Origin of the sequence: Klebsiella spallanzanii, assembly GCF_902158555.1 — a bacterium.
Classification (GTDB): Bacteria; Pseudomonadota; Gammaproteobacteria; order Enterobacterales; family Enterobacteriaceae; genus Klebsiella; species Klebsiella spallanzanii.
In genome coordinates this window covers 204,096-222,924 of sequence record NZ_CABGGS010000047.1, presented here as the reverse complement: position 1 = coordinate 222,924, position 18,829 = coordinate 204,096, and the positions used below count along the sequence as shown (strand labels likewise).

The 18,829-nt window shown below is 53.1% G+C and carries 16 protein-coding genes; 11 read left to right on the top strand and 5 right to left on the bottom strand.

Translation table 11 applies throughout. The annotated features are described in order from the left end of the window. Positions 1–89: 89 nt before the first annotated feature. The 8 genes from FN082_RS29340 to FN082_RS29305 all read left to right on the top strand — a co-directional run bounded on the left by FN082_RS29340 (position 90) and on the right by FN082_RS29305 (position 8,835). Positions 90–1,166, top strand: a complete 1,077-nt coding sequence (locus FN082_RS29340; RefSeq protein ID WP_139537902.1) for a zinc-binding dehydrogenase — start codon at positions 90–92, stop codon at positions 1,164–1,166. Between the two features lie 27 nt (positions 1,167–1,193). Continuing rightward, complete coding sequence (locus FN082_RS29335) at positions 1,194–2,573, top strand: MFS transporter (protein ID WP_139537903.1); 1,380 nt, start codon at positions 1,194–1,196, stop codon at positions 2,571–2,573. An 18-nt stretch (positions 2,574–2,591) separates the two neighbouring features. Then, a complete protein-coding gene (locus tag FN082_RS29330) occupies positions 2,592–3,635 on the top strand; it encodes an NAD(P)-dependent alcohol dehydrogenase (protein ID WP_139537904.1) in 1,044 nt (347 codons plus the stop codon). Between the two features lie 24 nt (positions 3,636–3,659). Then, positions 3,660–4,496: a ketose-bisphosphate aldolase gene (locus FN082_RS29325; protein WP_079938513.1), complete on the top strand. Its 837-nt coding sequence runs from the start codon at positions 3,660–3,662 to the stop codon at positions 4,494–4,496. Between the two features lie 4 nt (positions 4,497–4,500). Then, positions 4,501–5,448 carry a carbohydrate kinase family protein gene (locus FN082_RS29320; protein WP_139537905.1) on the top strand — a complete coding sequence of 316 codons (948 nt, stop codon included), beginning with the start codon at positions 4,501–4,503 and terminating at the stop codon, positions 5,446–5,448. Positions 5,449–5,457: 9 nt separating this feature from the next. Continuing rightward, complete coding sequence (gene ydjG / locus FN082_RS29315; RefSeq protein WP_142982851.1) at positions 5,458–6,441, top strand: NADH-dependent methylglyoxal reductase; 984 nt, start codon at positions 5,458–5,460, stop codon at positions 6,439–6,441. Between the two features lie 136 nt (positions 6,442–6,577). Continuing rightward, positions 6,578–7,336: a DeoR/GlpR family DNA-binding transcription regulator gene (locus tag FN082_RS29310; protein ID WP_139537907.1), complete on the top strand. Its 759-nt coding sequence runs from the start codon at positions 6,578–6,580 to the stop codon at positions 7,334–7,336. A 140-nt stretch (positions 7,337–7,476) separates the two neighbouring features. Next, positions 7,477–8,835 (top strand): MFS transporter, encoded by a 1,359-nt coding sequence (locus FN082_RS29305; RefSeq protein WP_142982850.1) that lies wholly within the window; start codon positions 7,477–7,479, stop codon positions 8,833–8,835. Between the two features lie 138 nt (positions 8,836–8,973). On the opposite strand, the gene pncA is transcribed toward FN082_RS29305, so the two are convergent. The 3 genes from pncA to sppA all read right to left on the bottom strand — a co-directional run bounded on the left by pncA (position 8,974) and on the right by sppA (position 12,628). Then, positions 8,974–9,615, bottom strand: a complete 642-nt coding sequence (gene pncA / locus FN082_RS29300) for a bifunctional nicotinamidase/pyrazinamidase (protein WP_142982849.1) — start codon at positions 9,613–9,615, stop codon at positions 8,974–8,976. A 10-nt stretch (positions 9,616–9,625) separates the two neighbouring features. Beyond that, a complete protein-coding gene (gene ansA, locus FN082_RS29295; protein WP_142982848.1) occupies positions 9,626–10,642 on the bottom strand; it encodes an asparaginase in 1,017 nt (338 codons plus the stop codon). 132 nt (positions 10,643–10,774) lie between these two features. Further along, positions 10,775–12,628 (bottom strand): signal peptide peptidase SppA, encoded by a 1,854-nt coding sequence (gene sppA, locus FN082_RS29290; protein ID WP_142461483.1) that lies wholly within the window; start codon positions 12,626–12,628, stop codon positions 10,775–10,777. Positions 12,629–12,795: 167 nt separating this feature from the next. Here sppA and FN082_RS29285 point away from each other — a divergent pair, with 167 nt between their 5' ends. Then, complete coding sequence (locus FN082_RS29285) at positions 12,796–13,347, top strand: NAD(P)H nitroreductase (RefSeq protein ID WP_139537912.1); 552 nt, start codon at positions 12,796–12,798, stop codon at positions 13,345–13,347. 114 nt (positions 13,348–13,461) lie between these two features. Here the strand turns inward: FN082_RS29285 and phoC are convergent, their stop codons facing one another. Then, complete coding sequence (gene phoC, locus FN082_RS29280; protein ID WP_139537913.1) at positions 13,462–14,208, bottom strand: acid phosphatase PhoC; 747 nt, start codon at positions 14,206–14,208, stop codon at positions 13,462–13,464. A 226-nt stretch (positions 14,209–14,434) separates the two neighbouring features. On the opposite strand from phoC, the gene selD reads away from it, so the two are divergent. Both selD and FN082_RS29270 read left to right on the top strand, forming a co-directional pair. After that, positions 14,435–15,478 (top strand): selenide, water dikinase SelD, encoded by a 1,044-nt coding sequence (gene selD / locus FN082_RS29275; protein ID WP_139537914.1) that lies wholly within the window; start codon positions 14,435–14,437, stop codon positions 15,476–15,478. A gap of 4 nt (positions 15,479–15,482) precedes the next feature. After that, positions 15,483–17,432: a DNA topoisomerase III gene (locus FN082_RS29270; RefSeq protein WP_142982847.1), complete on the top strand. Its 1,950-nt coding sequence runs from the start codon at positions 15,483–15,485 to the stop codon at positions 17,430–17,432. A 45-nt stretch (positions 17,433–17,477) separates the two neighbouring features. Here FN082_RS29270 and FN082_RS29265 read toward each other — a convergent pair whose 3' ends face one another. Then, complete coding sequence (locus FN082_RS29265) at positions 17,478–18,809, bottom strand: MFS transporter (RefSeq protein ID WP_112217040.1); 1,332 nt, start codon at positions 18,807–18,809, stop codon at positions 17,478–17,480. Positions 18,810–18,829: the final 20 nt, after the last annotated feature.

Here is an 18,829-nt window from a genome sequence, read left to right as displayed (position 1 = left end):
GTGTTTTAAAGATTTTTTGTTGACCTTAAAGATTTTGTGGTTAAGTATTGCTTCCACTGATGCAAAATCGATAAACAAAGGAAGACGCAATGAAAGCACTGGCAAGATTTGGCAAGGCCTTTGGCGGCTATAAGATGATTGATGTACCGGAACCGGTTTGTGGCCCGGATGACATCGTGATTGAAATCATAGCGGCGGCTATCTGCGGCGCGGACATGAAACACTACAATGTTGATAGCGGATCCGATCAGTTTAACTCCATCCGCGGCCATGAGTTCGCCGGTAAAATTGTCCGCGTTGGCGACAAAGTTAAGGACTGGAAAGTTGGTCAGCGGGTGGTTTCTGACAATAGTGGACATGTCTGCGGCGTTTGCCCAGCCTGCGAACAAGGCGATTTTCTGTGTTGTACAGAAAAAGTGAACTTAGGTCTCGACAACAACACATGGGGCGGAGGGTTCTCGAAATATTGCCTGGTGCCGGGGGAAATCCTCAAAATTCACCGCCATGCGCTGTGGGAAATCCCACAAGGCGTTGATTATGAAGAAGCGGCGGTGCTGGATCCTATCTGTAACGCCTACAAATCTATCGCTCAGCAATCCAAATTCCTTCCCGGCCAGGACGTTGTGGTTTTCGGCACCGGCCCATTAGGGCTCTTTTCCGTGCAAATGGCGCGCATCATGGGGGCCGTCAATATCGTGATGGTCGGGCTGGAAGAGGACGTCGCCGTACGCTTCCCGATCGCCAAAGAGCTGGGGGCGACAGCGGTTGTCAACGGTTCCACCGAAGATGTGGTCGCGCGCTGCCAGGAAATCTGCGGTAAAGACAACCTGGGGCTGGTTATCGAATGCTCCGGCGCCAATATCGCCCTTAAACAATCGATCGAAATGCTGCGTCCCAACGGGGAAGTGGTTCGTGTGGGTATGGGCTTTAAACCTCTTGATTTCTCCATCAACGATATCACCGCGTGGAACAAAAGCATCATTGGTCATATGGCCTACGACTCCACGTCCTGGCGCAACGCCATCCGCCTGCTGGCCAGCGGCGCGATCAAAGTTAAACCGATGATCACTCACCGTATCGGCCTGTCGCAATGGCGCGAAGGCTTTGACGCCATGGTCGATAAAACTGCGATTAAAGTGATCATGACTTACGACTTTGATGAATAACTCCATTTATTAAAGGAAGGTTCCCGGATGGAACAGATAGCAAAACCGCACTGCGGCGCCAGGCTGGACAGGCTGCCTGACTGTCGCTGGCACTCATCGATGTTTACCATGGTCGCCTTTGGATTACTGGTGTGCTGGAGTAATGCCGTCGGCGGATTAATTCTCGCGCAGTTAAAAGAACTTGGCTGGACCGATAATTCCACCACCGCTACGTTTTCCGCCATTACGACGGCGGGAATGTTTCTCGGCGCGCTTGCCGGGGGAATTATCGGGGATAAAACCGGGCGCAAAAATGCCTTTATCCTGTATGAGGCGATTCATATTATCGCCATGGTCGTGGGGGCGTTTTCGCCAAATATGACCTTCCTGATTGCCTGCCGTTTTGTCATGGGGGTGGGATTAGGTGCGCTGCTGGTGACTCTGTTTGCCGGGTTCACCGAATATATGCCCGGCAGGAATCGCGGTACCTGGTCAAGCCGGGTCTCGTTTATCGGCAACTGGTCTTATCCGCTCTGTTCGCTGATCGCGATGGGATTGACGCCGTTAATCAGCGCCGAATGGAACTGGCGCGTGCAGTTGCTGATCCCGGCCGTACTGTCGCTGGTGGCGACCGTTATTGCCTGGCGCTGGTTCCCGGAGTCGCCTCGTTGGCTGGAATCCCGCGGACGCTACGCTGAAGCTGAGAAGGTAATGCGGGCCATTGAAGAAGGGGTTGTTCAGCAGACCGGCAAGCTGCTGCCGCCTGTGGTAATTGAAGATGATGGCAAAGCCCCGCGCACGGTACCTTATTCGGCCTTATTAACGGGTGTGTTACTGAAGCGCGTTATTTTAGGTTCCTTTGTCCTGATTGCCATGAACGTTGTGCAGTACACCTTAATTAACTGGCTGCCGACCATATTTATGACTCAGGGTATTAACCTGAAAGATTCCATTGTTTTAAATACCATGAGTATGTTCGGTGCGCCGTTTGGGATTTTTATCGCCATGCTGGTGATGGATAAAATTCCCAGAAAGACCATGGGAGTGGGCTTATTAGTATTAATCGCCGTGCTGGGATATATCTACTCGCTGCAAACCAGCATGCTGCTGATTACGCTAATTGGCTTCTTCCTGATTACTTTTGTCTATATGTACGTTTGCTACGCTTCGGCGGTGTATGTACCGGAAATATGGCCGACCGAAGCGAAACTTCGCGGTTCTGGTCTGGCGAATGCGGTAGGGCGTATCAGCGGTATCGCCGCGCCTTATGCGGTCGCGGTATTGCTTAACGGTTATGGCGTAACGGGGGTGTTTGTCCTGCTGGGTGCGGTCTCCATTATTGTCGCTGTCGCCATTGCTACCATCGGAATTGAAACCAAAGGCGTCTCTGTTGAAAGTCTCGGTATTGATGCAGTTACCAGCAAATAATATTGATGGGGAAATAAAATGAAAAATTCAAAAGCGATATTAAAAACGCCGGGCACGATGAAAATTATTGCCGCCGATATCCCGGTACCCAAAGAGCATGAAGTACTGATCAAAATTGAATATGTAGGTATTTGCGGTTCAGATGTTCACGGTTTCGAATCAGGTCCCTTTATTCCGCCAAAAGACCCAAACCAGGAAATTGGCCTCGGACATGAATGTGCCGGTACGGTGGTGGCGGTAGGAAATCGCGTCAGTAAATTTAAACCGGGCGACCGGGTGAACATTGAACCCGGCGTGCCGTGCGGTCACTGCCGCTACTGTCTGGAGGGCAAATACAACATCTGTCCTGATGTCGACTTTATGGCCACGCAGCCTAATTATCGCGGCGCGCTAACCCACTATCTGTGCCATCCGGAGAGCTTCACTTACAAGCTGCCCGATAACATGGACACCATGGAAGGCGCGCTGGTAGAGCCTGCGGCGGTAGGGATGCATGCCGCAATGCTGGCAGACGTTAAACCGGGCAAGAAAATCGTCATTCTGGGGGCGGGCTGTATTGGTTTAATGACCCTGCAAGCCTGTAAATGTTTGGGAGCTACCGACATCGCCGTTGTTGATGTTCTGGAAAAACGTCTGGCCATGGCCGAGCAGCTTGGTGCGACGACGGTGATCAACGGAGCGAAAGAGGACACTGTTGCCTGCTGTCAGCAGTTCTCCGGCGATATGGGGGCTGACATTGTTTTTGAAACTGCCGGCTCGGCGATCACCGTCAAGCAGGCTCCGTACCTGGTGATGCGCGGCGGCAAAATCATGATCGTTGGGACGGTTCCCGGTGATTCGGCGATTAATTTCCTCAAAATTAACCGTGAAGTCTCCATTCAGACCGTTTTTCGCTACGCCAACCGCTATCCGGTCACTATTGAGGCCATTTCCTCCGGGCGTTTCGATGTCAAGTCGATGGTGACGCATATTTATGATTATGAAGATGTTCAGCGCGCGTTTGATGAGTCAGTCAACAACAAACGCGAAATTATCAAAGGTGTTATTAAAGTTAACCATTAATTTATTGAAAAGGGAGAGACAACCATGCTGGCAGATATTAAATATTGGGAAAATGATGCCCAGAATAAACATTATGCGATTGCCCACTTTAACGTGTGGAATGCGGAAATGTTAATGGGGGTTATCGATGCGGCGGAAGAGTCTAAATCGCCGGTGATTATTTCATTCGGCACCGGCTTTGTGGGTAATACCTCGTTTGAAGACTTTTCGCATATGATGGTTTCGATGGCGAAAAAAGCCTCGGTGCCGGTTATTACCCATTGGGACCACGGGCGCAGCATGGAAATTATCCATAACGCCTGGACCCACGGCATGAATTCGCTGATGCGCGATGCCTCCGCCTTTGATTTCGAAGAGAATATTCGCCTGACTAAAGAGGCAGTGGATTTCTTCCATCCGTTGGGTATTCCGGTCGAGGCGGAGCTGGGCCACGTGGGGAATGAAACGGTTTATGAAGAAGCGCTGGCGGGCTATCACTATACCGACCCGAGCCAGGCGGCGGAATTTGTCGAGCGTACCGGCTGCGATTCTCTGGCGGTAGCGATTGGTAACCAGCACGGTGTCTATACTTCAGAGCCGAAACTGAATTTCGACGTGGTCAAACGCGTGCGCGAGGCGGTATCCGTTCCGCTGGTGCTGCACGGCGCGTCCGGCATTAGCGATGCGGATATCAAAAAGGCCATTTCATTAGGTATTTCGAAAATCAATATTCATACCGAACTGTGCCAGGCGGCAATGGCGGCGGTGCAGGAGAACCAGAATCAGCCGTTCCTGCACGTTGAGCGTGAAGTTCGCAAAGCGGTAAAAGAGCGCGCGCTGGAGAAAATTAAACTGTTTGGTTCTGACGGTAAAGCGGAATGACAATATGGATAATATCGAGGTTATTTGTATCGGGGCGGCTATTGTTGATATTCCCTTGCAGCCAGTAAGTAAAAATATCTTTGATGTAGATTCTTATCCTTTAGAACGTATTGCGATGACGACGGGAGGCGATGCGATTAATGAAGCGACGATTATTTCTCGTCTCGGACATCGTACTGCATTAATAAGCCGGGTCGGTGACGATGCTGCGGGACATTTTATTGTCGATCATTGTCGTCGGGAGAATATTGATATTCAGAGCCTGAAACAGGATGCCGATATTGATACTTCTATTAACGTGGGTTTAGTCACCGCCGATGGTGAGCGCACCTTTGTCACCAACCGCAACGGCAGCCTGTGGAAACTGAATATTAACGATGTTGATTTTGACCGTTTCTCGCAGGCAAAGCTGCTGTCGCTGGCGAGTATTTTTAACAGTCCGCTGCTTGATGGTCAGGCGTTAACGGCCATTTTCACGCAGGCGAAAGCGCATAAGCTCATTATCTGCGCGGATATGATTAAACCGCGGCTGAATGAAACGCTGGACGATATCCGTGAAGCGCTGAGCTACGTGGATTATCTGTTTCCCAATTTTGAGGAGGCAAAACTGCTAACCGGGAAAGAGACGCTGGATGAAATAGCCGATAGTTTTCTGGGCTGCGGCGTGAAAACGGTAGTCATTAAGACCGGCAAGAGAGGCTGTTTTATCAAAAGTGTCGATATGAAAATGGAGGTCCCGGCGGTGTCAGGAATTACCGCCATCGACACCATCGGCGCAGGGGATAACTTTGCTTCAGGATTTATCTCCGCGCTGCTTGAAGGCAAACCGCTTCGCGACTGCGCGCTGTTTGCTAACGCCACGGCGGCGATATCGGTACTGAGCGTGGGCGCGACGACCGGCGTGAAGAACAGAAAGCTGGTGAAACAACTTCTCGATGAATACGAAGGGTAATAACGGCAGATGAAAATGATTCCTTTAGGCAGTACGGATATTACGCTTTCCCGCATGGGATTAGGGACATGGGCCATTGGCGGCGGCCCGGCATGGAACGGCGATCTCGATCTGCAGATTTGCATCGACACCATTGTTGAAGCACACCGCTGCGGTATTAATCTCATTGATACCGCGCCTGGCTACAACTTTGGCAACAGCGAAGTGATTGTCGGGCAGGCGCTGAAAAAGCTGCCGCGCAGCGAGATCGTTGTTGAAACCAAATGCGGCATCGTCTGGGAGAGAACAGGCAGCCTGTTCAACAAAGTAGGCGATCGTCAACTGTATAAAAACCTCACGCCTGAGTCGATTCGCGAAGAGGTGGACGCCAGTCTGCAAAGATTGGGCATCGATAGCATTGATATTTATATGACCCACTGGCAGTCGGTTGAGCCCTGTTTTACGCCGATTGCGGAAACCGTAGACACGCTGAACGCACTGAAAAAAGAGGGGAAAATCCGTTCGATTGGGGCGGCGAACGTCGATGCCGGGCATATCAGGGAGTATCTCAAACACGGTGAGCTGGATATCGTTCAGGCCAAGTACAGCATCCTTGACCGGGCGCTGGAAGCTGAACTGCTACCGCTATGCCAGCAGAATGGCATCATCGTGCAGGTCTATTCACCGCTTGAGCAGGGGTTGTTAACCGGTACTATCGCCCGGGATTATGTACCCGGCGGCGCGCGGGCCAACAAAGTCTGGTTTCAGCGGGAAAATATGCTGCGGGTGATTGATATGCTCGAGCAGTGGCAGCCACTGTGCGATAAATATCGTTGCTCGATCCCGGCGCTGGCGCTGGCGTGGATTTTAAAGCAGAGTGATTTAATCACCCTGTTAAGCGGGGCGACGGCACCTGAGCAGGTACGTGAAAATGTCGAGGCGCTGACCATCACCCTGACGGATGACGATTCATTATTGATGAGACGAATGGCGGAAGCGTTAGATACAAAATAAGAGAGAAGCTATCAACCTCTGTTTCTGTGTAAAAGAGTATTAAAATCTGTGATTCAGACATGTTCTTTTGAAAATAAACATAGCCTGTGAGATACTACGGTCTTATTATTACTTTGCAGGAAACAGAGGTGTTATTGTGGCGGCAAAAGACAGGATTCAGGCTATCAAGCAAATGGTGGCTAATGATAAGAAAGTGGCGGTTTCTCATTTAAGCTCAATTTTTCAGGTCACGGAGGAAACTATTCGCCGCGATCTGGAAAAGCTCGAAGATGAAGGTTTTTTGACCCGTACGTATGGCGGCGCGGTATTAAATACCACCGCATTGTCCGATAACATTCATTTTTATAAACGCGCAAAGTCTTTCTTTGAAGAGAAGCAGACCATTGCCCGTAACGCATTACCATTTATTAAGAATAAAACCACCATGGCTGCTGATTCCAGCAGTACGGCGATGGAATTATTAAAACTGCTGAAGGAAAGAAACGACCTCACGCTGTTAACCAACTCGGCGGAAGCTTTTCATGAGCTGGCGCAGTCGGAAATTAACGTTGTTTCTACCGGCGGCGAGCTGAATAAGAATACGCTGTCGCTGCAGGGAAGGATCACTAAGGAAATTATCAGCCGTTATCACGTAGATATTATGGTGATGAGCTGTAAAGGGCTGGATATGCAGAGCGGGGCGCTTGACTCTAACGAAGCCGAAGCGGAAATCAAGAAAACCATGATCCGCCAGGCGACGGAAGTGGCGCTGCTGGTCGATCACTCCAAGTTCGATCGTAAAGCTTTTGTCCAGTTGGTGGATTTTAGCCATATTAATTACCTTATAACCAATAAGGCGCCAGGTGCGGAATGGATAGCATTTTGTAAAGAAAATAATATTCAACTTGTTTATTAACTTTAATGCTGTTCGTATCAATATTATTTAGTTTGCACCTGGGCAATGCCATAAAAATTTAATGATGATGGATGGCGCGGCAAAAATGACTCTGCCGCGGTCGCCATACTTTATATTTTAGCTGAATTTGAGGCATCCAGATGGAACAATGTGACCCTATCGGCGCAAGATTAGACCGCTTACCCTTATCTCGATTTCATTTTCGTATTTTCGGTATTATCAGTTTTAGCTTATTAGTCACCGGTTTCCTCAGCTATTCCGGGAATGTGGTGCTGGCAAAATTAGTCAGCAACGGTTGGTCAAATAATTATCTCAATGCGGCATTTACCTCAGCGCTGATGTTTGGCTATTTTATTGGCTCGCTGACCGGCGGTTTTATTGGCGATTATCTCGGCCGACGCAAAGCGTTTCGCATGAATTTACTGATTGTCGGGATTTCCGCCTGTGCGGCAACGTTTGTGCCCAACATGTACTGGCTTATCTTCTTCCGCTGTCTGATGGGCACGGGAATGGGCGCGTTGATTATGGTGGGCTATGCTTCATTTACCGAATTTATCCCGCCCGCGGTGCGCGGGAAATGGTCAGCTCGTCTGTCGTTTGTCGGCAACTGGTCGCCCATGCTGTCGGCGGCCATTGGCGTTGTAGTCATTGCTTTTTTAAGCTGGCGGATGATGTTTCTGCTCGGCGGCGCGGCAATGCTGCTGGCCTGGTATCTGTCGGGGAAATATTTCATTGAATCGCCCCGTTGGCTGGCGGGTAAGGGGCAGCGAAATGCGGCTGAAAAGCATCTTTTGCAGGTGGAATCGCAAATTGAGAAAGAGAAAAATATCACCTTGCCTCCTTGCCAGAGCGCCGGTCTGACGGCTGACCTGTGCGCGGAAAGCGGTTCATTCTGGCTCTTGTTTAAAGGTCAAATGCTGCGGCGTACCCTGGTGGCAATCACGGTGCTTATCGCGATGAACATTTCGCTCTATACCATTACGGTGTGGATCCCGACGATTTTTGTTAACTCGGGGATCGATGTGACGAAATCTATTTTTATGACCGCGATTATTATGATTGGCGCACCGGTAGGAATATTTATCGCCGCGCTGATTATTGACCGTTTTCCACGACGATTGTTTGGCTCATCGCTGCTGATTATTATTGCGCTGCTCGGTTATTTCTATTCGATTCAAACCGAAGAGTGGGCCATTTTAAGCTATGGCCTGGTGATGATCTTTTTCCTGTATATGTACGTCTGTTTTGCCTCTGCGGTGTATGTGCCGGAGCTGTGGCCTACGCATCTCAGATTACGTGGTTCGGGCTTTGTTAACGCGGTGGGGAGGATCGTCGCGGTATTTACTCCCTATGGTGTGGCCGTATTGCTGACCCGCTATGGTTCGATTACGGTCTTTATCGTTCTCGGCGTGATGCTGGTGCTCTGCGCGCTGATTCTGTTTTGCTTTGGCATCGAAACGCGCAAAGTGTCGCTGGAGGAGATTTCGAGCCTCGGGTGATGCTTTGCTGGTGTCCCGGAGGCATCTGTCCGGGCGACCAAACCATGCGGACCGGTAGCCCGGGCAAGGCGCTTTGCGCCGCCCCCGGGAGGAAGATCGCACGGTGTTAATATTGAGGTCTGACGCCGACAGAGTTACTTACGCCTGAGTTTCTTCCCAGTCTGCCAGCGTATACAGCGTTGCCCCTGCGGCTGCCATCTCCATAAACGCCAGATTGCTGTCCTGCGGCTGAATATTTACCCCGCGACAGCCGTCGGTAATCACGTTGACGGAATAGCCCAGGTTCAGCGCATCAAGCACGGTAAACTTCACGCAGTAGTCGGTTGCCAGGCCAAGTACGGTTAGCTCGTCAATCCCACGCTCGCGCAACCATGCGTCAAGCTGTGTTTTCTGTCGATGACCGTTGTCGAAAAAGGCGCTATAGCTATCAATGCCAGGGTTTTCGCCCTTATAGAACACGGCAGCAATATCCTGCTGTTTGAGCAGCGGATGCAGCGCAGCACCTTCGCTATTTTGCACGCAATGATCTGGCCAGAAGGTTTGCGCGAGGCCGTCAAGTTCACCCTGAGTATAGGGTTCAACCTGATGCTGGCTGGCAAAGCTGCCGTGATTCGCCGGGTGCCAGTCCTGGCTGGCAACTACCGTTTCGCCCCGTGCCAGGCTCCAGTTGATAAGCTGGTTGGCGACGTCCACCGTGCTATCGCCCTGCGGGACGGCAAGTGCGCCACCGGCGCAAAAATCATTTTGTAAATCGACCAGTAGCAGCGCGCGCTGGGTCATGTGCTTCTCCTTACTCATCGGGTGTCAGTTCGCCGCGCAGATTTTCCTGCATTGCGCTACGGATAGCCGCAACGTCAAGATTCTGGCTCAGCAAATAGTGTAGCTTGGTCAGCGTGGCTTCAACGGTCATATCAAAACCACTAATTACGCCTGCCTGCGCAAGGGCGTTTCCGGTGGCGTAACCGCCCATATTGACCTTGCCGGACATACACTGGGTCAAATTAATGACCACAATTCCACGCTGGCTGGCTTCGGTCAGTACCTGAATAAACTCGCCGTTCTGCGGTGCATTACCGACGCCATAAGAGCGCAGAATCAGCGCTTTGACCGGCTGGCGCAGGAAGTTGCGCACCACGTCGGCGGAAATTCCTGGATAAATCGTCACCACGCCAATCGGCTGCGGTGTGATGGGGTGCACCACCAGTTCGCCGCTGCCCTGCGGCGCGGGAGGCGTGCCGAGGCGGCGAATATGAATACCCGCTTCCAGCAGCGGCGCCAGGTTCGGGGAGGCAAAAGCGTTAAAGCCATCAGCATGGGCTTTGGTTGTACGGTTACCGCGATAGAGGCGATTGTTGAAGAACAACGACACTTCGTTAATTGGATAGTTAGCGGCGACATACAGGGCGTTGAGCAGATTAATCTGTCCGTCAGAGCGCAGCTCGGCGAGAGGAATTTGTGACCCTGTCACTATAACCGGTTTCCCGAGATTCTCCAGCATGAAGGAGAGCGCCGAGGCGGTGAACGCCATAGTATCCGTGCCGTGAAGGATCACGAAACCATCGTACTGGTCATAATTGTCGCGAATATCGTCGGCGATATGCTGCCAGTCTTGCGGCGTCATATCGGAAGAGTCCATCAGCGGGGCGTATTCATGGATGGTAAAGTCCGGCATCTCCGGGCGGTGGAACTCGGGCATTAACGCCAGCTGGCGCTGTAAATGACCGGAAACGGGAATGTAGCCGTGTTCAGAACGCTGCATACCAATGGTGCCGCCGGTATAGGCAACGTAAATAGATTTCTTCTGCATAGCATCGCTTAGGTTATACATGGACCGGCGAAGTATATACCTGACATGCTGCAAGTTGCATGTGCGTTGGCTGCTTTCGTGTGTAATGAATGAAGTGTAAAAATGCCGCCCCGTGACTGGGGCGGCAGAGGATTAACGAATATTGGCGCAGGTTAAGCAGAAAGCGTAACGGTTTTGCGGATCGTTGAACGCCGCCAGCTTGTCGCTCTCGGTTTTCACCGCGTTAGCCGCGGCGGCTACCGGCGCAGGCAGATACGCCTGTACCGCTGCCGGCAGCGCTGCGCGGACCGAACCGGTCAGGCTATCTACCATCATCGAGAAGAAGGTGGGTTCTTCCTGATAATAGTTGATATGCCACTGCTTCAGCTTCGCCAGTTCTGCGGCTTTCGCCACCGCGTCGTCAAAGTCGCCAAGGCTGTCGACCAGGCCGTTAGCCTTCGCATCTTCACCCGTCCAGACGTGGCCCTGAGCGATTTGGTCGATTTTCTCCGGCGTGCTCTTACGCGCGTTTGCCACCAGGGTGATAAAGCGCTTGTAGCCGTTTTCGATGCTCAACTGCATTAATTGCTGAACTTCCGGCGGTAGCGCTTTAGTGGTGGAGACATCAGCCAACGGCGAGGTTGCCACGCCGTCGGTATGCACGCCAATCGAGCCGAGCGTATTTTCGACGGTATTAATTACCCCAAAGATACCGATAGAGCCGGTAAGGGTGCTTGGGTTAGCGACAATATAATCCGCTGGCGTTGAGATCCAGTAACCGCCAGAAGCAGCCATACCGCCCATCGACACAACGACGGGTTTACCTGCCGCTTTTGCCGCAGCCAGCTCTTCGCGAATCACCTCTGAGGCGCTGACGCTACCACCAGGGCTGTTGACCCGCAGCACGATAGCTTTAACTTTCGGATCCAGACGCGCGTCGCGGATCTGCGCGGCGGTCGTATCGCCACCAACGTTACCCGGCGTTTCTTCGCCATCCATTATCGCGCCGTTAGCAAAGACTACCGCAATCGCGGAACCCTGATCAGCAGGCGTTTTCACCGTGTAGTCGTAGTAGCTGATCGCGCTGTAGTTATTATCCGCTTTACTCCAGCCAAACTGCTTAGTCAGCGCTTTTTCCACATCCGTGGAGGTGCCCAGCTCATCAACCAGCTTGTTATCCAGCGCGTATTTTGCCGTGTCGCCATCGACTTTACGCAGTCCGTCAATCACGCCCTGAGCGCCGGGGAACAGCTGCTGAGCAGTGATCTGGCGGTTAGCGGCGATGGTGTTGAGGTAGTTTTGCCATAGCTCGCCAATCCAGCGGCTATCCGCTTCGCGCGCTGCCGGAGACATGTCGTCGCGGATAAACGGTTCTACCGCTGACTTATAGGTGCCGACGCGGAAAACGTGGGTCGAGACTTTGAGCTTGTCGAGCAGCGATTTATAGTACAGGCCGTTGGTGGCAAAACCGTGCAGATCCACTTCGCCCTGCGGTGAGAGCCAGATTTTATTGGCGAAGCTGGCCAGATAGTATTGACCCTGGCTATAGCTGCTGCCGATAGCGTAAACCGGTTTGCCGCTATCGCGGAATTCGCGCAGCGCTTTACCGATATACTGCATCGACGGCTGATCGCCACCGGCAAAATTCTTCAGATCCAGCACGATCCCCGTGATGTTCCGGTCATCTTTCGCCTGACGAATGGTTTGCACGATATCGAACAGCGAGTTTTCCTGCAGGCGGTCAGAGCTGGCGCCAAACAGCTGACGGCCAATTACCCCAAGTTTGCTGCTGGCCGATGGTTTATCGACCACCACGCCGGTGATATCCATCAACAGCGCGCCGCGCGTTGTGTGTTCTGTCGTTGAGCTGCTGAACTGGGCCCAGATGCCGACGCAGGCCAGCACCAACACCAGGAAAACCACGTTCAGTGCGAGCTGGCGAATGAAGTTGAGCACTCGCCATGTCCATTTAAAAATTCCGGCGAGCAATCGCCAAAGAGTCCGCATGTATTCTCCCTAACCATTATCAAAAATGGGCGAGCCGCAAAGGGCCGCCGCGTCTGGCTATCCTAAAGAGAGTGCCGACGGTTGTCAGCAGGAATCACCCATTGGGCTGTAACAAAATCCTTGCGCATGTTAATTTTATGAAAAATAACATCACAGGAGTTACACCGATGGATGCTCTCGAACTACTGGTTAATCGCCGCAGCGCTTCACGTCTGACCGACCCGGCTCCGGCTGGCGAACAGCTGGAAAATATTCTCCGTGCAGGCCTGCGCGCGCCGGACCACGGGACGCTGCAGCCGTGGCGCTTCTTTATTATTACCGACGAAGGCCGTGAGCGCTTCAGCCAGCTACTGGAAAAAGGTGCGGTAGCGGCAGGCGCAGACGAGAAAGCCATTGAGAAAGCACGCAGTGCGCCGTTTCGTGCGCCGCTGATTATCACCGTGGTGGCGCGCTGTGAAGATCACCCCAAAGTGCCGAAGTGGGAGCAGGAGATGTCGGCGGGCTGCGCGGTGATGGCCATGCAGATGGCGGCAGTCGCACAGGGCTTTAACGGCATCTGGCGCAGCGGTGCGTTAACCGAGAGTCCGGTAGTACGTGAAGGCTTTGCCTGTCGTGAGCAGGATAAAATTGTTGGTTTTCTCTATCTGGGGACGCCGCAGCTCAAAGCCTCAACCAGCTTCGCGCTGCCGGATACCGCGCCTTTCGTCACGCGCTTTTGAGTCAGCGCTTGTTATGCCGGGTGGCGGCTAGCGCCTGACCCGGCCTGTGCTTCGAATACGTAGCCCGGAAAAGGCGCGTTAAGCGCCGCCTCCGGGGATCCAACGGCGACGAAGTTACTTCTGTTGTTTAGCGAATTCGTCTTTTGCTTTCTGTAGCTGCTGCTGGAATGCCGGATTGGTATGCAATGTGGCGACAACGGCTGATCCGACGATCCGCGCCGCGTCTACGTCGCTCTGCCAGTGATAGCCGCAGATAACCCGACTTTCACCAAGCTCAAATCCGCGCTTGAGGATCTCATTTTGCCGCTGGGGGTTAATCTCAGCCAGCACCAGCGCCGTGGCCCAGCCGATAGAGGTGTGGCCGGAAGGATAGGAGCCGTTTTTCGACAGCGCATCCTGTTCCGTGGTGTTACAGGTGGCGACGCCGTAAAACGCAAATGGGCGAATACGCATATACTTCTCTTTCGCCCCGCGCGTCGCCAGATCGCCGGCATCTTCAATCATATTCGTGAGCAGCTTGTGCAACTCCGGCGTGTCTTTGGCCGTGATGGGCGAACCGAAGGCACCAGAGAAGGCATTGGCCACGCCGCCGCCGCTCAGGTTCGCGTCTTCCACAGCTAACTTGCCGCGCTCGGTGCCGCGCAGCAGACGTCCTTTCTCATACATCGCCTGATCGTTTAAAAACGCGATGCTGCCGACTTCCGGTGGCGGCGGAAGTAACGCCAGACTGTCGATGGCCTGTGCGTTAGTCAGATAGTAGAGATCGGGCTTCGTGGTGACGTCGTTACCGGTGGGAACAAGGGCAAAGGCGTTGAGAGAGAAGAAACTGGCCAGGCAAAGGGCGAGAACGCGCTTTTTCATTTAAATTTCCTTACGTTGTTATATGTCCAGAGAACTCAGAATTATTTTTGTCACATTTTTGTCATCTTTTAGTAAAGATTAAACAGCCGTTGAAAAATTGGGTCCACATCGCAAAATCGGCTTTTTGTCTGCTTAATGAGCAACCATACGCGATTTCGGACTGTCACACTTACCACTCCGGCATTTGGGCGCTACCATAGCGGGATTGCAATGACAGGAGATGTCCATGAGCGAGCAAGCCATTCGTTTAACGCAATACAGCCACGGAGCCGGTTGCGGGTGTAAAATTTCCCCTAAAGTGCTGGAAACTATCCTGCAAAGCGACCAGGCCAAATTTATCGACCCGAATCTGCTGGTGGGCAATGAAACCAGCGACGATGCCGCCGTTTATGACCTCGGCAACGGCACGTCGATTGTCAGCACCACCGACTTTTTTATGCCGATCGTCGATAGCCCGTTCGACTTCGGGCGCATCGCCGCCACCAACGCCATCAGTGATATTTTTGCCATGGGCGGTAAACCGATTATGGCGATCGCTATCCTCGGCTGGCCTATCAATACGCTGGCGCCGGAGATCGCTCGTCAGGTCGTCGATGGCGGGCGCTTTGCTTGCCAGCAGGCGGGCATTGCTCTTGCGGGCGGCCACTCTATTGACGCCCCGGAGCCTATCTTCGGCCTCGCGGTGACCGGCGTGGTACCGACCGAGAGGGTGAAGAAAAACAGCACCGCTCAGGCTGGCTGCAAACTGTATCTCACTAAACCGCTGGGTATTGGCGTGCTGACCACCGCTGAGAAAAAATCGCTATTGAAGCCTGAGCACCAGGGGCTGGCGACGGAAACCATGTGTCAGATGAACCTCGTTGGTTCAGCGTTTGCCAATATTGAAGGCGTAAAAGCGATGACCGACGTCACCGGCTTTGGGCTGCTTGGTCACCTGAGCGAAGTATGCCGTGGCGCGGGCGTGCAGGCGCAGCTAACTTACGCCGATATCCCGAAATTGCCTGGGGTGGAAGCGTATATTGCGGCGGGCGCGGTGCCCGGCGGTACCGGGCGTAACTTTGCCAGCTACGGCCATCTGATGGGCGAAATGCCGCCAGAGTGGCGCGATCTGCTGTGCGATCCGCAAACCTCCGGCGGTCTATTGCTGGCGGTGACGCCGGAAGCCGAGGCCGAAGTGCAGGCGGCTGCCGCTGAGTTTGGTATCACGCTTACCGCGATCGGCGAGCTCGTCACCGCCCGCGGTGGACGCCCAATGATCGAGATTCGTTGATTTCATGCGGCTGTTTATTGCAGAAAAACCGAGTCTCGGCCGCGCCATTGCCGATGTGCTGCCAAAGCCGCATCGCAAAGGCGACGGCTACATTGAGTGCGGTAATGGACAGGTGGTCACCTGGTGTATCGGCCACCTGCTGGAGCAGGCCCAGCCTGACGTTTATGACGGACGCTATGCGCGCTGGAACCTGCTCGATCTCCCCATCGTGCCTGAGAAGTGGCAGCTTCAACCCAAACCGTCTGTGACCAAACAGCTTAATGTGATTAAGCGCCTGCTCGGCGACGCCCAGGAAGTGATTCACGCGGGTGACCCGGACAGGGAAGGTCAACTGCTGGTGGATGAGGTGCTGGATTATCTGCAGCTGGCGCCGGAAAAGCGCCAGCAGGTGCAACGCTGCCTGATTAACGACCTTAACCCGCAGGCGGTGGAGCGGGCGATAAATCGTCTGCGCGCGAACAGTGAGTTTATCCCGCTGTGCGTGTCGGCGCTGGCCCGCGCCCGCGCCGACTGGCTATATGGGATCAATATGACCCGCGCCTACACCATCCTCGGTCGTAATGCGGGCTATCAGGGGGTGTTATCGGTCGGTCGCGTGCAGACGCCGGTGCTTGGTCTGGTCGTGCGCCGTGATGAAGAGATTGAGAACTTTGTCGCCAAAGATTTCTACGACGTGAAGGCGCATATCGTCACGCCGAAGGATGAGCGTTTTGTGGCGACATGGGTGCCCAGCGAGGCCTGCGAACCTTACCAGGATGAAGAAGGGCGCTTGCTGCATCGCTCGCTCGCTGAGCACGTTGTTAAGCGGATCGAGGGCCAGCCGGCGACGGTGACCGCCTATAACGACAAGCGGGATTCCGAGTCTGCGCCGCTGCCGTTCTCGCTTTCGGCGCTACAGATTGAAGCCGCGAAACGTTTTGGCTTTAGTGCGCAGAACGTGCTGGATATCTGCCAGAAGCTGTATGAATCCCACAAGTTGATTACCTACCCGCGTTCGGATAGTCGCTATCTGCCGGAGGAGCATTTTGCCGGACGTCATGCGGTGCTTAACGCCATCAGCGTGCACGCGGCAGACTTGCTACCGCAGCCGGTAGTGGATCCGGAGATTCGTAACCGCTGCTGGGACGATAAAAAGGTTGATGCTCACCACGCCATCATTCCGACGGCCCGCAGCTCACAGGTGAAACTCAGCGACAACGAAGAAAAGGTTTACGGCCTGATCGCCCGTCAGTACCTGATGCAGTTTTGTCCGGATGCGGTGTTCCGCAAATGTCAGATCGATCTCGATATTGCCAACGGTAAGTTCGTTGCGAAAGCGCGTTTTCTGGCGGAGGCCGGCTGGCGAACGCTGCTGGGCAATAAAGAGCGTGATGAAGAGAACGACGGCATGCCTCTGCCGGTAGTGGCAAAAGACGATGAGCTGTTGTGCGAAAAGGGCGAAGTGGTGGAGCGCCAGACTCAGCCGCCGCGTCATTTTACCGACGCCACGCTACTGTCGGCGATGACCGGTATTGCCCGCTTCGTGCAGGATAAAGACCTGAAGAAGATCCTGCGCGCAACGGATGGCCTCGGAACCGAAGCGACCCGCGCCGGGATTATCGAACTATTGTTTAAACGCGGTTTTTTGACCAAGAAAGGGCGCTATATCCACTCCACCGACGCCGGGAAAGCGCTTTTCCATTCGCTGCCCGAAATGGCAACCCGGCCGGATATGACCGCCCACTGGGAGTCGATTCTTACGCAAATCAGCGAAAAACAGTGCCGCTATCAGGACTTTATGCAGCCGCTGGTAGGCACGCTGTTCCAGCTTATCGACCAGGCCCGGAGCACGCCGGTACGTCGGTTCCGCGGGATTGTCGCGCCGGGCGACGGCAAGAAAAAGAGTGCGCCGCGCAAGCGTACGGCGAAGAAATCCCGGCCAGCGGATGAGGCGGGCGGAGAGGCGACAGCATGAGTTTTCTGCCCCGGCGGTTGGCATCGCCGGGGCAGAAAAAGGATGTCAGGAGCGTAATTCCACTCGTGAAATTTTACCGACAACCAGCAGATAGCAGAGCATTGCTGCTACCGCAGATGCGCTGACAAAAACCAATGCGCTATTGAACGAGTGCAATTCTTTAACTAAATAGCCGATCACCAAAGGCGTGACGATAGATGCGACGTTACCGAAGGCGTTAAACATTCCTCCGCACATCCCTGCGGCTTCTTTCGGTGCCATATCGGAAATCACCGTCCAGCCCAGCGCGCCGAATCCTTTGCCGAAAAAGGCCAACGCCATAAGGATGATGACCAGTATTTCGTTATCCGTGTAGTTACAGAGTATCAGTGAAGTTGCGAGTAGCATCCCGGCAACAATAGGAATTTTACGCGCTGCGGTCAGGCTGAGGCCTTTCTTTAATAGCCAGTCGGAACAAATGCCACCGGAAATGCCGCCTATGAAGCCGCAAATTGCAGGGATCGAGGCAATAAAGCCTACTTTAAGAATAGACATTCCTCGCTCTTGTACCAGATAAACGGGAAACCAGGTCAGAAAGAACCACGTAATAGTATTAATAAAGTACTGACCAAAAAATACCCCCATCAGCATGCGGCTGGAGAGCATTTGTTTCATCGCCCTCCAGCCAGCACGCGGTACTTTGGGACGGGCGCTTTTCATATCCATATCGATAATTGCGCCACCCTGGGTGATATAATCCAGCTCCTTTTGGGAAATATACGGATGTTCTGTCGGGTTATAGACAAATTTTGACCAGATAATGGTCAGGATAAAACCAATCACGCCCATTACCGTAAAAACATGCTGCCAACCCCATGCGTAGGTCAGCCAGCCTAATAGCGGTGAGAATAACGCGAGAGCGAAATATTGACCGGCGTTAAAACAGGCTGACGCGGTGGCGCGCTCATGTGTCGGAAACCAGGCGGCGACGATGCGAGCATTGGCCGGAAAAGAGGGTGCTTCAGAGAATCCAAGCATAAACCGGAGCAGAAATAGCGTCGTGACCATGGAAACGGCAGGTACAAATTCAACAAAGCCCTGTAAAAAGGTGAACAGCGACCAGAAAAACAGGCTCCATGTATAAACCTTTTTCGAGCCGTATTTATCCAGTAGCCAGCCACCGGGGAGCTGCATCAGAAGATAAGCCCAGCCGAAGGCGGAAAAAATGAGTCCCATATCACCGGGATCCAGACCCAGCTCACTGGCAACGGAACTCCCGGCAATAGATAATGTTGCGCGGTCCGCGTAGTTAACGGTCGTAATTAAAAAAACGATAATTAATATAATATATCGGGTATGACTTTTTTGTTTTGCTATCGGCGTTGTAGAGTCGCTCATTGGGTACCTCGGATAAAGGT

What these genes read in the sequence shown, in the direction of transcription:
- FN082_RS29285 (WP_139537912.1), top strand. Translation starts at nt 12,796, where the DNA reads ATGGATGCTCTCGAACTACTGGTTAATCGCCGCAGCGCTTCACGTCTG.
- FN082_RS29330 (WP_139537904.1), top strand. Translation starts at nt 2,592, where the DNA reads ATGAAAAATTCAAAAGCGATATTAAAAACGCCGGGCACGATGAAAATT.
- phoC (WP_139537913.1), bottom strand. Translation starts at nt 14,208, where the DNA reads ATGAAAAAGCGCGTTCTCGCCCTTTGCCTGGCCAGTTTCTTCTCTCTC.
- ydjG (WP_142982851.1), top strand. Translation starts at nt 5,458, where the DNA reads ATGAAAATGATTCCTTTAGGCAGTACGGATATTACGCTTTCCCGCATG.
- selD (WP_139537914.1), top strand. Translation starts at nt 14,435, where the DNA reads ATGAGCGAGCAAGCCATTCGTTTAACGCAATACAGCCACGGAGCCGGT.
- FN082_RS29325 (WP_079938513.1), top strand. Translation starts at nt 3,660, where the DNA reads ATGCTGGCAGATATTAAATATTGGGAAAATGATGCCCAGAATAAACAT.
- FN082_RS29265 (WP_112217040.1), bottom strand. Translation starts at nt 18,809, where the DNA reads ATGAGCGACTCTACAACGCCGATAGCAAAACAAAAAAGTCATACCCGA.
- FN082_RS29320 (WP_139537905.1), top strand. Translation starts at nt 4,501, where the DNA reads ATGGATAATATCGAGGTTATTTGTATCGGGGCGGCTATTGTTGATATT.
- FN082_RS29335 (WP_139537903.1), top strand. Translation starts at nt 1,194, where the DNA reads ATGGAACAGATAGCAAAACCGCACTGCGGCGCCAGGCTGGACAGGCTG.
- FN082_RS29305 (WP_142982850.1), top strand. Translation starts at nt 7,477, where the DNA reads ATGGAACAATGTGACCCTATCGGCGCAAGATTAGACCGCTTACCCTTA.
- FN082_RS29270 (WP_142982847.1), top strand. Translation starts at nt 15,483, where the DNA reads ATGCGGCTGTTTATTGCAGAAAAACCGAGTCTCGGCCGCGCCATTGCC.
- pncA (WP_142982849.1), bottom strand. Translation starts at nt 9,615, where the DNA reads ATGACCCAGCGCGCGCTGCTACTGGTCGATTTACAAAATGATTTTTGC.
- ansA (WP_142982848.1), bottom strand. Translation starts at nt 10,642, where the DNA reads ATGCAGAAGAAATCTATTTACGTTGCCTATACCGGCGGCACCATTGGT.
- sppA (WP_142461483.1), bottom strand. Translation starts at nt 12,628, where the DNA reads ATGCGGACTCTTTGGCGATTGCTCGCCGGAATTTTTAAATGGACATGG.
- FN082_RS29340 (WP_139537902.1), top strand. Translation starts at nt 90, where the DNA reads ATGAAAGCACTGGCAAGATTTGGCAAGGCCTTTGGCGGCTATAAGATG.